Annotated in this window: 16 protein-coding genes; all 16 read left to right on the top strand. The window is 51.3% G+C overall.

Annotated features, from left to right (window positions below):
• The first annotated feature begins 7 nt into the window (after positions 1-7).
• The 16 genes from VPR01S_RS21920 to VPR01S_RS01520 all read left to right on the top strand — a co-directional run bounded on the left by VPR01S_RS21920 (position 8) and on the right by VPR01S_RS01520 (position 14254).
• The gene (locus VPR01S_RS21920; RefSeq protein ID WP_021703540.1) at positions 8-721 is read left to right on the top strand and encodes an SAM-dependent methyltransferase; all 714 of its coding nucleotides are present in this window, start codon (positions 8-10) and stop codon (positions 719-721) included.
• Between the two features lie 166 nt (positions 722-887).
• Complete coding sequence (locus VPR01S_RS01590; RefSeq protein WP_021703539.1) at positions 888-1427, top strand: isochorismatase family protein; 540 nt, start codon at positions 888-890, stop codon at positions 1425-1427.
• 64 nt (positions 1428-1491) lie between these two features.
• Entirely contained in the window at positions 1492-2139 is a 648-nt protein-coding gene (locus VPR01S_RS01585) for an alanyl-tRNA editing protein (protein ID WP_021703538.1), read from the top strand.
• Positions 2140-2214: 75 nt separating this feature from the next.
• A complete protein-coding gene (locus tag VPR01S_RS01580; RefSeq protein ID WP_021703537.1) occupies positions 2215-2991 on the top strand; it encodes a GNAT family N-acetyltransferase in 777 nt (258 codons plus the stop codon).
• 407 nt (positions 2992-3398) lie between these two features.
• The gene (urtA, locus tag VPR01S_RS01575) at positions 3399-4682 is read left to right on the top strand and encodes an urea ABC transporter substrate-binding protein (RefSeq protein ID WP_021703536.1); all 1284 of its coding nucleotides are present in this window, start codon (positions 3399-3401) and stop codon (positions 4680-4682) included.
• A 101-nt stretch (positions 4683-4783) separates the two neighbouring features.
• Positions 4784-6409 (top strand): urea ABC transporter permease subunit UrtB, encoded by a 1626-nt coding sequence (urtB, locus tag VPR01S_RS01570; RefSeq protein ID WP_021703535.1) that lies wholly within the window; start codon positions 4784-4786, stop codon positions 6407-6409.
• Between the two features lie 9 nt (positions 6410-6418).
• Positions 6419-7573, top strand: a complete 1155-nt coding sequence (gene urtC / locus VPR01S_RS01565) for an urea ABC transporter permease subunit UrtC (RefSeq protein WP_021703534.1) — start codon at positions 6419-6421, stop codon at positions 7571-7573.
• Positions 7570-8421: an urea ABC transporter ATP-binding protein UrtD gene (gene urtD, locus VPR01S_RS01560; RefSeq protein ID WP_021703533.1), complete on the top strand. Its 852-nt coding sequence runs from the start codon at positions 7570-7572 to the stop codon at positions 8419-8421. Before urtC ends, urtD begins: the two co-directional genes overlap by 4 nt.
• A gap of 2 nt (positions 8422-8423) precedes the next feature.
• Entirely contained in the window at positions 8424-9119 is a 696-nt protein-coding gene (gene urtE, locus VPR01S_RS01555) for an urea ABC transporter ATP-binding subunit UrtE (RefSeq protein ID WP_021703532.1), read from the top strand.
• On the top strand, positions 9116-10024 hold the full coding sequence (locus tag VPR01S_RS01550) for an urease accessory protein UreD (protein ID WP_021703531.1): 909 nt from the start codon (positions 9116-9118) through the stop codon (positions 10022-10024). The genes urtE and VPR01S_RS01550 overlap by 4 nt, the downstream gene beginning before the upstream one ends.
• Before the next feature lie 20 nt (positions 10025-10044).
• The gene (gene ureA / locus VPR01S_RS01545) at positions 10045-10347 is read left to right on the top strand and encodes an urease subunit gamma (RefSeq protein WP_021703530.1); all 303 of its coding nucleotides are present in this window, start codon (positions 10045-10047) and stop codon (positions 10345-10347) included.
• Between the two features lie 8 nt (positions 10348-10355).
• Positions 10356-10694: an urease subunit beta gene (locus VPR01S_RS01540; RefSeq protein WP_021703529.1), complete on the top strand. Its 339-nt coding sequence runs from the start codon at positions 10356-10358 to the stop codon at positions 10692-10694.
• Between the two features lie 28 nt (positions 10695-10722).
• Positions 10723-12426 carry an urease subunit alpha gene (ureC, locus tag VPR01S_RS01535; RefSeq protein WP_021703528.1) on the top strand — a complete coding sequence of 568 codons (1704 nt, stop codon included), beginning with the start codon at positions 10723-10725 and terminating at the stop codon, positions 12424-12426.
• Between the two features lie 79 nt (positions 12427-12505).
• Positions 12506-12955, top strand: a complete 450-nt coding sequence (gene ureE / locus VPR01S_RS01530; protein WP_021703527.1) for an urease accessory protein UreE — start codon at positions 12506-12508, stop codon at positions 12953-12955.
• A 45-nt stretch (positions 12956-13000) separates the two neighbouring features.
• Positions 13001-13558: a HupE/UreJ family protein gene (locus tag VPR01S_RS01525; RefSeq protein WP_021703526.1), complete on the top strand. Its 558-nt coding sequence runs from the start codon at positions 13001-13003 to the stop codon at positions 13556-13558.
• A gap of 6 nt (positions 13559-13564) precedes the next feature.
• Positions 13565-14254, top strand: a complete 690-nt coding sequence (locus VPR01S_RS01520) for an urease accessory protein UreF (protein WP_021703525.1) — start codon at positions 13565-13567, stop codon at positions 14252-14254.
• The last annotated feature ends 13 nt before the right edge of the window (positions 14255-14267 follow it).

The following is a 14267-nucleotide window of genomic DNA, read 5'->3' as shown; positions in this document are numbered from 1 at the left end:
GCAATACATGATGTTTAATTGCCCGTTAAGCGCGGAAAAAGCCCAAGAGCTGATTGCCCATCTCGGACTGGAATATCAGCATCGAGTCGTGGATATTGGTTGTGGCCAGGGTGAGTTTCTTTTTCAAATCCATCAGAAGACCCAGGCCAACTGCCTTGGGTTAGATATACAGCCAAACGAAATTGCAGTGGCCAATAATAAAGTGGCCCAACATCCAGATGCGGCGATTCGTTTTCTGGCGACGGACGTTAAGTATGCCGAGCTTGAGAGTGGAGCATACAAGCTGGCGGTTTGTCTGGGATCGACTCATGCGTTTGGTGAGGGTGAAATGGCGTACCCGGATGCTCTGACGAACATGGCCGACCTAGTGGGTGAAAATGGTTTGATACTTGTCGGTGAGCCCTACTGGAAACAGGCGCCGGCCAAAGAGTATCTGGATTTCATTGGCGAGCCGGTGGGTGTTTATCGTTCACATGAACAGAACATTCAGGTTGCGGAAGCACTGGGTTTGATACCTGTGTACGTTCGTTGCAGTCATCAGGATGAATGGGACAGTTTTGAGTGGGGCTTCCGCTACAAAGCCGAGCAAGAAGCTCTGGCAGAGCCAGGCAACAGTGAAAGAAAGCAAAAGCTTGCCTCCGTGCGCGAATGGAACCGACATTACCGCCTGTATGGCAGGGAGACGATGGGATTCGGTTTCTACTTGTATCTCAAGCCTTGACTCAATGAGCCAGCATAATTTGCTGGCTTTTTTATTCTTGCCGTGGTTTTCACTTTGATGTGTTGTGGTCGCTCGGTTAAGTCACCAAATTTCAGACAGATACGTTTAACTTTCTGAGCGTGTCCTACGCTTAGTAAAACAAACAAAAAACACAAGGGAGACTCGCATGCTAACCAGAGAGAACACTGGGCTTGTTGTGGTGGACGTGCAGGGTAAACTGGCGACGTTGGTGGAAGACAGCGACGCTGTGGTAGCGAATATCACCACGCTCGTCAAAGGTGCAAAAACGCTCAAGCTGCCGATTGTCTGGTTGGAACAGAATCCGGAGAAGTTGGGAGCGACGGTCAAGCCCATCAGTGACGAGCTTGGCGGGCTCAAGCCAGTCAGCAAATTTACCTTCGATGGCTGCGGCGAACAACGTTTTCTCAAACAAGTCAAAAAATCGGGTATCCGTTATTGGCTGGTATGCGGAATTGAAACGCACATCTGTGTTTATCAGACGGCGAAAAGCCTTCGAACACTGGGCTTTGGGGTCGAGTTAATCAGCGATTGTGTTTCGTCCAGAACGGCGGCCAATAAACAGGTCGGTGTGAATAAAATGTTGTCGCTTGGCATCGGGATCAGCAGCCTGGAAATGTGCTTATACGAACTGGTTGGTGATTGTCGGGACCCAGTATTCAAGACGATTTTAAAATTGATTAAATAGTCACTTGCCGAATATTCTGACTTCAGGGTAGGCTGATGAAAAGGGAATGACTTAGGAAGTCAGGATGACAAAAAAAGTATTTTGGGATGATCCCTACCAAACAGAGTTGACCTCGACCGTGACAAACGTCGACGGCAATACCATTCAACTGGCTGAAACCATTTTTTACGCTGAATCGGGCGGTCAGGAAAGTGATCAGGGGACGATTGGCGGGCTGGACGTATTACGGGCGGAAAAGGTCGGAACGGCGATCATCTACACGCTGTCAGATACGCCACCGTTTGTGTTGGGTGACAGTGTCACTATCTGTGTAAACTGGACTCGACGTTATGCGCTGATGAAGCTTCACTTTGCCGCGGAGCTGGTGTTGGAGTTGTTCAGTCAGAAGTTTCCCCACATAGAAAAAATAGGTGCACATATTGGTCAGGATAAAAGCCGAATTGATTTTGTCTGGCCTACCAGTATTAATAGCTTATTAGACGAAATGACGGCCGCAGCACAGCGGCTGGTTGATGCTGATTTGCCCATACAGAGTGCATTCTCAGATGAAGCACAGCAACGCCGCTACTGGCGTGTTGAAGGCTTTGCTCAAGTCCCTTGTGGAGGCACCCATCTTAAACGGACTTCTGAAGTTGGACGAATCCGGCTGAAGCGTAAAAACATCGGAAAAGGCAAAGAGCGGGTTGAAATAACACTGGTGCCGTCACAATAACCGCGTTGCAGTTCGACCAGATGATGTAAAGTGGATACGCTTCCGGCTTCATATTAATGCCTCAATGGAGTTCTGATGGCGCAAACTCGAAACACGGATGTCACGCAGCGTGCGTACGACACCTACTTTTCCTTCAATAATGCTCGAACCCTATCCACAGCCGTGGCCAGCGAATTGCGCTTGGTTCGCGAAGCCGGCTATGTCGCCTATATTGACCCGACCCGGCGTTATGATAACCAAGTTTTTGTATCCTCGTCACTGGCTGAGATTGAGTTGCAGCAAGCTCTGGAACGTTACGGGCCCGATACCCCGCCAGAAGTGATCGTTGAGCCTCAAGCTGTGTCAATGACACTATCTAACGCATTGTTTGAGCGGGGTTATTTACCAAGTTTTTCACATCAGTTCCTGTCTTTGTCTCTGGAGCAACCGACGCCTTCATACAATCCATCCTTGCGAGTTGAACGTTGGGGTTCAGAAAAGGCCGACGCATTTCTCGATTTGCTCACAACCTCTGGCGCACGTTGTGAACCGGAAGTCTGGGCCCAAAAACGGCACCTGTATTGTTCAGACCAGTTCCGTTGCTTCGTCGCGTTCATTGATGAGACGCCTTGTGCGTGGGGCACATCATTCATTGCGGAAGAGTGTGCCATTCTGGCCAACGCTTTTACGCAGGAAGCGTTTCGTGCTTGCGGCTGTCAAACGGCATTGCTGCGTGCCAGAATCCAAGATGCGCAGCAACTGGGCGTTAAACTGGTATTGACTGATGTACTTGCGGGCTCCGTCAGTGCTGACAATTGTTTCAAAGCCGGGTTTTCGACCGATACGATCCGCACGGTATGGGAAAAACGCTGATCTCCCTTAGGCAGTGAAAAAAGGTTTTCGCTGTCTTTTCTCCCGTCTCTCATCTGGTTATGTCTGTCGATTTTCTTAACGCGACTCGCTTCCAGGCAACCTTTCCTGTTTCTATCGCCTCGTTGCCCTAGTTTGGTGAGTGGTGAATCTTTTATATGCATATGGTTACCCAAAAGAGGGCGCTGTGGCATGTTCTTAGCCACACTTCTCTAAAATAGTGAAAACCCATAGAAAATTGCACCAATATGCAGCGTGTCCCAATGCATTGGATTTTCTGTGCGCTCACGAGATACTTCTAACTTCATGTAATTAATAAAGTAATTTTAATTTCTTCCCAATGTTCTGCTCTGGCATTTTTCTTGATGATGATAGTTTGAATAACTATTCACAATAAGGAGATATCCAACATGAACATGATGTTCAAATTAAAACTTGCGGCGATCGGGGCATCACTGATGGTGAGCACTACTCAGGTTCAGGCAGACGAGACGATTAAGGTTGGCGTTCTGCATTCCCTGTCCGGGACAATGGCGATCAGCGAAACCACCTTGAAAGATACAATTTTAATGCTGGTCGACGAACAGAACAAAAAGGGCGGGTTACTGGGGAAAAAGCTGGAAGCTGTAGTGGTCGATCCTGCATCTAACTGGCCATTATTCGCAGAAAAAGCACGAGAACTTCTGGAAAAAGATAAGGTTGATGTGGTGTTTGGTGGGTGGACATCTGTGTCGCGTAAATCCATGTTGCCCGTTTTTGAAGAACTTAACGGGATTTTGTTTTATCCGGTTCAGTATGAAGGCGAAGAGTCGTCGAAGAATGTGTTTTACACCGGAGCTGCGCCTAATCAACAAGCGATTCCAGCGGTTGACTATCTGATGAACGAACTGGGCGTTGAGCGTTGGGTTCTGGCTGGCACCGACTACGTGTATCCGCGCACCACCAATAAGATTCTGGACGCTTACCTGAAAGACCGTGGCGTGAGTGAATCTGACATCATGATCAACTACACCCCATTTGGGCATTCAGATTGGCAATCGATCGTGTCAGAGATTAAAAAGTTTGGTTCGCAAGGTAAGAAAACCGCGGTTGTGTCAACCATCAATGGCGATGCCAATGTGCCTTTCTACAAAGAGCTTGGTGCTCAGGGCGTCAGCTCTGAAGATATCCCGGTTGTTGCGTTCTCCGTGGGTGAAGAGGAACTGTCCGGGATGGACACCTCGGCATTGGTGGGTCATCTCGCGGCCTGGAACTACTTTATGAGTCTGGATACAAGCGACAACGCCGAGTTTGTTAACGCCTGGCATAAGTTTATCAAGAGCCAGAAACGCGTCACCAATGATCCTATGGAAGCGCACTATATCGGTTTCAATATGTGGGCTCAGGCGGTCACGAATGCCGGCACCACTGAACCAGAAGCCGTTCAGGATGCCTTGATTGGTATTTCGGTGCCGAATTTGTCCGGTGGCTACTCCACGATGATGCCCAACCACCATATTACCAAACCGGTTTTGATCGGCGAAATTCAGGACGATGGCCAGTTTGAAGTGGTTTGGGAAACCAAAGGGTTAGTCGCGGGCGATGCCTGGTCTGACTATCTTCCGGAATCTGCGAAGCTGTTTTCCAGCTGGGCAAAACCGTTTTCATGCGGCGCCTTTAATGTCGATACCAAAAAGTGCTCAGGCATTAACTGAGAAACACTTTGGCACCTTGGGATTAAGGGTTCCCAAAGTGCTGTATTTTCATTGCCGGGCGCCAGTTAGCATTAGCCGGTGCCCACCGAAAGGACGCATTTATGACAATGATAACCAGAGCGTTCAGTACGGTGCTACTTCTTTTGTGGGGATTGAACGTTGCATTGGCTGACACGAACGATGAGATTGAATTTAACCGCGTGCAGTTTTCACAAGCGCTGCAAGGCAGAGATACCAGCCTTAAGCTGAGTGCCATGGCTTGGTTAGCACAGCACCAGCCTGAACGGGCAGCCAAATCGATTTTGACCGCTTGGTTGAATGGCAACTTGTATGTTGATAAGACGAAGCCAGACGCCTTGTATATTTTGGATGGTGCGACGACAGCGCAGCAAGCCATGCTTGCCTGGAGTGGCGAGAGCGCTTCGTTACCCAGCCAGGACACGATAACAAAGCTCAGGGTCAATAATAAGCTGCGTGGTGCGATTCGCTCAGAATTGGCCACACTCAGGCTCAACAGCCCTCTGGCGGAAGTACGCACGTCGGCCGTCACGGAACTGCTTGGCACGAGCGAGCCACAAGTACTGACGCAACTGGAAGCGCGTCAGAGCAAAGAACGTGATGCGCAGGTTCAATCGCTGCTGACACTGGCACTGACTATCCCACAGGCTTTGGATGTGCAGGGCACACAACGCATCGAAGCGATTCAACGTTTGTCTGAGTACAAGCACGCCGTCGTGCTGAAAACGCTCAATCAGATTATTGCCTCTGATGCCGATGCTGATGTGTTGACGGCAGCAGAGCGCGGCCTGGCCGATTACAAGCAGAGTCAACGTTTTTACTCGGGCGTTGAGACGGTCTTTTTCGGACTCAGCCTCGGTTCAGTCTTGGTGTTGGCGGGCATTGGTCTGGCTATCACATTTGGAGTGATGGGAGTGATTAACATGGCTCATGGTGAGCTGATCATGATTGGCGCTTACACCACGTACGTGATGCAAGAATTACTGCCGAGCCATATTGGCCTGGCCGTGGTCCTTTCTGTTCCTGTTGCGTTTGTTGTGTCTGGCGCTGTCGGTATCGTGATTGAGCGCAGTGTGATTCGACACCTGTATGGTCGTCCACTGGAAACCTTGTTGGCGACGTTCGGCATCAGCCTGATCCTGCAACAGGCGGTACGATCGATTTTCTCTCCGCTGAATCGCTCTGTGAGCACACCAGACTGGATGACTGGTGCGCTTGAAATCAACCCGATGCTGTCACTGACATACAACCGTTTGTACATCGTGTTGTTCTGTGCATTGGTCTTTGCCGGTTTGGTGATGGTGCTGAAGAAAACACCGCTGGGATTACAGGTCCGCGCTGTCTCACAAAACCGCTCGATGGCTCGCGCCATGGGCATTCGTTCCCAGCGTGTGGACGCGTTAACGTTCGGCCTTGGTTCCGGAGTGGCGGGCATCGCGGGCGTTGCGTTATCACAGTTGACCAATGTCGGACCCAACATGGGTCAGGCATACATCATCGACTCGTTCATGGTGGTGGTCTTCGGCGGCGTCGGTAATTTGTGGGGTACGCTGGTGGCTGGTTTGAGCCTCGGCATGTTCAATAAAGTGCTTGAGCCTTGGGCTGGTGCAGTGCTGGCAAAAATTATGGTGCTGGTTTTCATCATCTTGTTCATTCAAAAACGTCCGCGCGGCCTGTTTCCACAGCGTGGGCGTGCGGCAGAAAGCTAAGGAGAGCGAATGCAGTCGAAATCTTTTGTGCTGTCGGCCATGCGAGGTGACAGAGGAGGGCAGTTGACCATGCTAGCTCTGTTGCTGGCGGTGATTCTGGTGCCATTGGGAAATATTTTGCTACCTGCCGGGCACCCTTTGCATGTGGAGACATTTACGGTGTCTCTACTGGGTAAGTACCTCAGTTATGCCATGCTCGCGCTGGCTGTCGATTTGGTATGGGGATATCTGGGCATTTTGAGTCTCGGACATGGCGCGTTTTTCGCGCTTGGCGGCTATGTGATGGGGATGTACCTGATGCGCCAAATCGGTGACCGAGGCGTCTACGGAAATCCGGTGTTACCCGATTTTATGGTGTTTCTTAACTGGCAGGAGTTGCCTTGGTTCTGGCAGGGGGTCGATCAGTTCTGGTTTGCCTGTCTGATGATTGTATTGGTGCCGGGAGTGTTGGCGTTCATCTTTGGCTACCTGGCGTTTCGTTCCAGAGTCTCAGGGGTTTACCTGTCGATCATCACTCAGGCGCTGACTTATGCGCTGATGCTGGCATTTTTCCGCAATGAAATGGGATTTGGCGGCAACAATGGCCTCACGGATTTTAAAGATATTCTGGGGTTCAGTTTGCAGGCAGACGGCACTCGTTTGGCGCTGTTCATTGTCACGGCAATCGCGTTGATGTTCAGTTATGTGCTGTGCCGTAGTGTGGTCAGCAGTCGTTTGGGACGAGTGGCACTGGCGATTCGTGACACCGAGTCTCGGACTCGTTTTATGGGGTATAACGTCGACGGCATCAAATTGTGGATTTTTGCCTTGTCTGCGGTGATCGCCGGAGTTGCTGGTGCGCTGTACGTGCCTCAGGTCGGCATTATTAATCCGGGTGAATTTGCACCTTTAAACTCAATTGAAATTGTGGTCTGGGTTGCGCTTGGCGGACGGGCGACCTTGTTTGGTGCCATTGTCGGAGCACTGGTGATCAACTACGCCAAAAGCTGGTTTACGGTGGAGTTCCCTGAAGTATGGCTGTTCGCACTGGGAGGTATGTTTGTGCTGGCGACCATGTACTTCCCGAAAGGGTTAATGGGGTTTGTTGCTGATACAGTGTCCGCGCGGCGACCTCCGAGTCCCCCCGCTCGGCAAGCTGACTCAACCAAGGAGGCCGCGGTATGACAACATTCGAACGAGCCATATTGTTCAAGGAGTCTGCGGCCGAGTTTACCCGTCGTGACGAAGTATTTTCATTCCTCAAATCCGATCAGCATCCGTTAGTCGATACCCGGCACAACATCGTTTTGTACGTTGAGGGTGTAAACAAAAGCTTTGATGGATTCAAGGCGATAAATGATCTCAATCTCTATATTCGTGAAGGTGAGTTACGCTGCATTATCGGCCCTAACGGGGCCGGAAAAACGACCATGATGGACATCATTACCGGTAAAACCAAACCTGATTCGGGTCAGGTGTGGCTGGGTTCAAATATCAATTTGCTGAAGATGAACGAGTCGCAGATTGCCAACGCAGGGATCGGCCGTAAGTTTCAAAAACCGACGGTCATTGAGTGCCTGACGGTGTGGCAAAACCTCGAGCTTGCGATGTCAGGAGTACGTGGTGTGTGGGGAACATACCGCGCGCGTATGAGCGCAGAACAACAAGACAAACTGGAATCGGTGCTCGAACTGATCCATCTGCAGGACTGTTCTGGCTTGTCATCGGGCAATCTATCACACGGCCAGAAACAGTGGCTAGAAATTGGCATGTTGCTGATGCAAAGCCCCAAACTGCTACTCATTGATGAGCCCGTGGCTGGCATGACACATCAGGAAATGGATCGAACCTCCGAGCTGCTGAATTCGCTGGCAGGCAAGCATTCCGTTGTGGTGGTCGAACACGACATGGATTTCGTGCGCTCTATTGCCAGCCATGTCACTGTGCTCCACCAGGGACATGTGCTGGCAGAGGGCAGCATGGATCAGGTTCAGGCTCATCCGCAAGTCAAACAAGTCTATTTAGGGGAATAAGGATGTTGCAGATAAACGGGCTTAATCAGTTTTATGGTGAGAGCCACACCTTATGGGATCTTGATATGCACATACCACAAGGCCAGTGCACGGTATTGATGGGGCGAAACGGTGTCGGTAAAACCACGCTGTTGCAATGCATTATGGGGTTACTCAACGTGCACAGCGGCGAAATAACGCTCAACGGCCAGTCCTTGATAAATCAACAAGCTGAAACCCGGCCCAGGTTAGGGATTGGTTATGTGCCTCAGGGACGGCAGATTTTTCCCATGTTGACGGTTCAGGAAAACCTGGAGGTGGGCTTACCGATACGAGCTAAAGGAGACCGCCAGATCCCGGCATTCATCTTCGAGCTGTTTCCCGTGTTGCAAGAAATGCTTCATCGCCGGGGCGGAGACTTGTCCGGAGGCCAACAGCAGCAACTGGCGATCGGCCGGGCGTTGGTGGTTAATCCGTCGCTATTGATCCTTGATGAACCCACGGAGGGCATCCAGCCCAATATTGTGCAGGAGATTGGCGACATCATTCGAATGCTTAACCAAAAAATGGGATTGACCGTATTGTTGGTTGAACAAAAGCTGCCGTTTGCACGAAAAGTGGGCGATCGATTTTGTATTTTGGACCGCGGACGACAGGTTGCGCAGGGCGACATGGACAAACTCAGCGAGCAACTGATTGAGGAGTATCTGACCGTATGATGTGTGATCCTGCCGTAGCGTTTGGGTTTGAACAGTCGAGCACCCCATTGCAACAACAGATTGAAGCGCATGCTGATCAAGGGTGGCAGGCTAAGCTGTCACTCCGTTTTCAGGATCGCGGTGACAAAACCGTGATTCGCGAGCGAGCGCAACAAGGTCCGTTAGCCATTCAACGACCGCTCTATCCTGAAGGAAACGTATGTCATACCTATCTGTTGCATCCGCCCGGAGGCGTCGTGGGTGGGGATGGATTGCACATTACTGCGGATGTTGGAACCGGGGCCAAGGTTCTGGTCACCACGCCCGGTGCCACCAAGTTTTATCGCTCTCAGCAGCGCTTTGCACGTCAGCAACAAGTGTTGCGTGTTGCTGCCGGCGCACGGCTGGAATGGTTGCCACAAGAGAACATTTTTTTCCCGGATGCGCACGTCCGTTTAGATACCCAGATCCACCTCGAAGAAAATGCACAATTTTTGGGCTGGGAGATGCACTGTTTTGGTCGCCCTGCACTAAATGAGGGATTTCTGAGCGGGCATTTAGTCGGAAAAACAGAGGTTTACCTGGACGGTCGCCGTCTGCTGACCGAAGGGTTAAATGTGAGGGGTGGTGATAACCTAATGATAAATAAAGGCCTTTTAGGGTTTTCTATGGCTGCGACCCTGTATATCAGTACCGATGATGAAAAGTTGGCTCAGTTGGTACAGAGCTTGCTCTCTAACATACAGAACGAATTCGGCACAAAGCAGATCGTGATTGCTGCGACCCAGATTGAAAACTTAATTGTCGTTCGCGCATTAGCGCAATGGAGTGAAGTGGTCCTAAACAGTTTTCAACGGGTGTGGCAGTTGGTGAGAACGCACTGGACAGGGGAGTGTCCGGACGCACCGAGAATCTGGGCCACCTGACAACAAATGGAAAACGCAACATGGAATTGTCGCCAAGAGAAAAAGACAAGTTACTGATTTTTTGTGCCGGTTTGCTGGCACAGCAACGCAAACAAAAAGGGCTCAGACTCAACTACCCCGAATCGGTGGCCTACATCAGTAGCGCTATTTTGGAAGGTGCGCGAGAAGGCCGCAGTGTGGCCGAGCTCATGGATTATGGTCGCACGCTATTGACGGTTGAGGATGTCATGGATGGGGTGGCCTCTATGATTCCGGATGTACAGGTTGAAGCCACGTTTCCGGATGGAACGAAGCTGGTTACGGTGCACGAGCCGATTGTATAGGAGCCAAGATGGCGGGATCGAACACAAAACAAGTCGGGCTTATTCCCGGGCAATTAGACAGTGCGGCGGGCGATATTGAATTGAACGCCGGACGCGAGACATTACGCATTAAAGTAGAAAACACGGGCGATCGCCCGGTGCAGATCGGCTCCCACTACCACTTTTATGAGGTCAACGATGCACTGATGTTTGATCGTCAGAAAACACTAGGCTTCAGGCTGAATATCCCGGCAGGGACAGCAACCCGCTTTGAGCCCGGACAGTCTCGAACCGTGGAATTAGTCACTTATGCCGGAGACAGGCAGGTCTTCGGTTTTCAGGGCAAAGTCATGGGGCCATTGAGTTAGCCCGATCAAATAATCACAAGGACAGAAAATGGCTAGGATTTCCAGACAGGCATACGCCGAAATGTTCGGTCCGACCGTGGGAGACCGTTTGCGACTCGCGGATACGGAGTTATGGCTGGAAGTAGAAAGGGATTTCACTGTGTATGGCGATGAAGTCAAATTTGGTGGTGGTAAGGTCATTCGCGATGGCATGGGACAGAGCCAGCGCACGAGCGCAGACACGCCGGATCTGGTGATCACTAACGCTGTGATCCTCGACTATTGGGGAATCGTGAAAGCGGATGTGGCGATAAAGCAGGGTCGAATTCAGGCGATAGGTAAGGCTGGCAATCCGGATATTCAACCGGGCGTGACCATTGTTATCGGTCCCGGCACAGAGATCTTGGCGGGGGAAGGCGCGATACTGACAGCTGGTGGTATTGATTCACATATTCATTTCATTTGTCCTCAGCAAATTGAAGAAGCACTGGCGTCAGGTGTGACGACCATGATTGGAGGCGGTACCGGGCCCAATACGGGAACGAACGCCACCACTTGTACACCAGGGCCTTGGAATATGCACCGTATGTTGGAAGCGCTGGACGGTTTCCCGATGAATTTTGGTCTGCTTGGCAAAGGGAACGCCAGTCGGCCGGAGGCACTGCGTGAGCAAGTCGCCGCAGGTGCGGTCGGCCTCAAGCTTCACGAAGACTGGGGAACCACACCCGCTTCGATTGATACTTGTTTAACGGTGGCCGATGAGATGGACGTCCAGGTCGCAATTCACACCGATACGCTCAATGAATCAGGGTTTGTGGAATCAACCCTTGGCGCCATTGGTGACCGGGTGATCCATACCTATCACACGGAAGGCGCCGGTGGAGGACACGCACCGGACATCATCAAAGCCGCGGGTGTCGCTAATGTTTTGCCGTCTTCCACCAATCCGACCCGGCCTTACACCATCAATACCGTGGACGAACATCTGGACATGTTGATGGTGTGTCATCACCTTTCGCCATCGATTGCGGAAGATGTGGCTTTTGCCGAGTCACGCATTCGCCGGGAAACCATCGCTGCGGAGGATATTTTGCATGATCTCGGCGCGTTCTCGATGATTGCCTCGGATTCTCAGGCCATGGGACGCGTCGGAGAAGTGATCACCCGCACCTGGCAAACCGCGCACAAGATGAAAGTACAACGTGGCAGCCTTAAAGAAGACTCCAGCTACAGTGATAACTTTCGCCTGAAACGTTACGTTGCCAAATACACCATTAATCCTGCGATCACTCACGGCATGGCCCATGAAATCGGGTCGGTGGAAGTCGGAAAACTGGCGGATCTGGTACTTTGGAAACCGGCCTTCTTTGGTGTGAAGCCAAGTGTGATCCTCAAAGGAGGCATGATAGCGATGGCACCAATGGGAGACCCGAATGCTTCGATCCCGACGCCTCAGCCAGTGCACTATCGTTCGATGTTCGGTAGCTATGGTAAGGCTGCGTGTAACACTTCAATGCTATTTGTCTCTCAGGCCGCTCAGCAAGCGGGGATAGCACAGCAGCTCGAACTGAACAGCCAGATTGGCGTAGTTCGTCATTGCCGTGATATCAGCAAGGCCGACATGAAACTCAATGACTGGCAGCCGAACATAGAGGTGGACTCACAGACGTATCAGGTTAGAGCCGATGGTGAGCTGCTGATTTGTGAACCAGCCGATGTTCTGCCGATGGCCCAGCGTTACTTTTTATTCTAACCCTCATCAAAACAACGTGAACACGCTCGCCATCTGTGTCGGTGGCGATGCTCTGTCAGCGTCGGAGCAAGGAACAATCATGATAGAACTCAATGAAATCAGCATGGACATTACGTTAAAGCCACACACTTTTCTCAGCCTGCCTATCGAAGGCAGGATCAAAAGCCGTCTGAAAGTAGTCCTGGATGATGGCCGTGATGCCGGGCTGTTTCTCCCCCGGGGGCACATACTGCGCGGCGGGCAACAGTTAAAAAGCCCTTGTGGGGTCGTAGTGGAAATCAAGGCTGCACCCGAGCAGGTCTCGACGGTGTACTGCAATGACTTGCATCTGCTGACGCGGGTTGCTTACCACCTGGGGAACCGCCATGTGCCGTTGCAGATCGAGTTTGGTTGGGTGCGCTATCAGCATGACCATGTGTTGGACGATATGGTCACGGGGCTGGGCGCGAAAGTCACCACAGAAATGGCCCCGTTTGAGCCGGAAAATGGCGCGTACGGTGGTCGCTCAGGCGGACATCACCATCACTGATGGTACTTCCCTCAATAATTACACGAAACGGAAAAGGATATTCGTATGAAAAAATTCAGCTTGGCTCTCGGAACTTTGTTACTGTCCACAACCCCCGCATGGGCGCATCCTGGGCATGAAACGGCCTCATTTTCCAGTGGGCTCACTCACCCGGTGACCGGCTTTGACCATTTGATCATGTTGATTGCGTTCGGCATTTTGGTGGCGTGTCTGAATGTGAGCGTCAAACGTCAGGTATTGCTCATCGGTGCAGCGTTATTGTCAATGGCCTCGGGTTTGTTGGCAGGCAAATGGTTTGGTTTTATCTCTGGCGTTGAACTTGCCATCGCGGCATCCCTGTTTGTGGTCAGTGGTGCTATCTGGCAAGCGTTTTCAGCATCGCAAAACACCTTACGTCTTGCGGTCAGTTTGTGTGTCGGACTGATCTTTTTCCACGGTTATGCGCACGGTGTGGAAGCGCAAGGAGCGGTTAGTCACTTTGGGCTGGGAATGCTGCTCAGCGCGTGCGCTCTGATGGTACTTGGTATTCAGTTTGGTCGAGCCTTTCGCAGCCCATGGTTGTCTCTGGGTGTTGTTTCAGTCAGTGCGCTGGTCGTGGTGTAACCACTGATGTATCTCGATGAGACGCACAACCCTGTCGCCGTCTACCGCTTGTTTCAACTGATCAGCCCTTCGTTGCCGATTGGTGGTTTTACCTACTCACAAGGTTTGGAATGGGCGGTCGAAGCGGGCTGGGTTAGTGACAAAGTCTCAATGCAGGATTGGCTGGCGAACCTGTTGTTTAACAGTGTTGCCACACTTGAGTTGCCTTTAATTGATCGTTTTTACGCCGCGATTCAAGCGCAGGATGAAGCGAGCCTCGAATATTATAGCGCGCTGATCTACAGCAGCCGGGAGACCAAAGAGCTTCGGGCGGAAGAGCGGCAGCGAGGCCACGCGTTAATCACCTTACTCAGACAGTTAGGCATTGGAGTTGAGTGCTACTCAAAGCAGGCGATGGAGAGCAATCAATTACTCGGATTGTGTGTCGCTGGTATCGAATGGGGAATTCCGGCGTCGGCATTGAAACAGGGCTATCTGTGGAGCTGGGCAGAGAATCTGGTCATGGCGGGCGTTAAGTTAGTGCCACTGGGGCAGACCGATGGACAGAAAACGCTGATGCATTTAAGTAATTTATTTACATCGGCATTGGAGCAGGCGGCAGCCACAGAAGACTGGATGATAGGCAGTTTTACCCCTTCGGTGTCGATTGCCAGTAGTTTGCACGAAACACAATATACGCGCTTATTTCGCTCATAAGCCACAAGAACAC

The sequence above is a fragment of the Vibrio proteolyticus NBRC 13287 genome (assembly GCF_000467125.1).
GTDB lineage: Bacteria > Pseudomonadota > Gammaproteobacteria > Enterobacterales > Vibrionaceae > Vibrio > Vibrio proteolyticus.
This window is presented reverse-complemented; position numbering and strand designations above follow the sequence as displayed.

Coding starts and splice junctions, on each gene's coding strand:
- VPR01S_RS01585 (WP_021703538.1), top strand. CDS start 1,492: ATGACAAAAAAAGTATTTTGGGATGATCCCTACCAAACAGAGTTGACC.
- VPR01S_RS21920 (WP_021703540.1), top strand. CDS start 8: ATGATGTTTAATTGCCCGTTAAGCGCGGAAAAAGCCCAAGAGCTGATT.
- ureA (WP_021703530.1), top strand. CDS start 10,045: ATGGAATTGTCGCCAAGAGAAAAAGACAAGTTACTGATTTTTTGTGCC.
- VPR01S_RS01540 (WP_021703529.1), top strand. CDS start 10,356: ATGGCGGGATCGAACACAAAACAAGTCGGGCTTATTCCCGGGCAATTA.
- VPR01S_RS01590 (WP_021703539.1), top strand. CDS start 888: ATGCTAACCAGAGAGAACACTGGGCTTGTTGTGGTGGACGTGCAGGGT.
- VPR01S_RS01550 (WP_021703531.1), top strand. CDS start 9,116: ATGATGTGTGATCCTGCCGTAGCGTTTGGGTTTGAACAGTCGAGCACC.
- VPR01S_RS01525 (WP_021703526.1), top strand. CDS start 13,001: ATGAAAAAATTCAGCTTGGCTCTCGGAACTTTGTTACTGTCCACAACC.
- ureC (WP_021703528.1), top strand. CDS start 10,723: ATGGCTAGGATTTCCAGACAGGCATACGCCGAAATGTTCGGTCCGACC.
- urtE (WP_021703532.1), top strand. CDS start 8,424: ATGTTGCAGATAAACGGGCTTAATCAGTTTTATGGTGAGAGCCACACC.
- VPR01S_RS01520 (WP_021703525.1), top strand. CDS start 13,565: ATGTATCTCGATGAGACGCACAACCCTGTCGCCGTCTACCGCTTGTTT.
- urtC (WP_021703534.1), top strand. CDS start 6,419: ATGCAGTCGAAATCTTTTGTGCTGTCGGCCATGCGAGGTGACAGAGGA.
- VPR01S_RS01580 (WP_021703537.1), top strand. CDS start 2,215: ATGGCGCAAACTCGAAACACGGATGTCACGCAGCGTGCGTACGACACC.
- urtD (WP_021703533.1), top strand. CDS start 7,570: ATGACAACATTCGAACGAGCCATATTGTTCAAGGAGTCTGCGGCCGAG.
- urtB (WP_021703535.1), top strand. CDS start 4,784: ATGACAATGATAACCAGAGCGTTCAGTACGGTGCTACTTCTTTTGTGG.
- ureE (WP_021703527.1), top strand. CDS start 12,506: ATGATAGAACTCAATGAAATCAGCATGGACATTACGTTAAAGCCACAC.
- urtA (WP_021703536.1), top strand. CDS start 3,399: ATGAACATGATGTTCAAATTAAAACTTGCGGCGATCGGGGCATCACTG.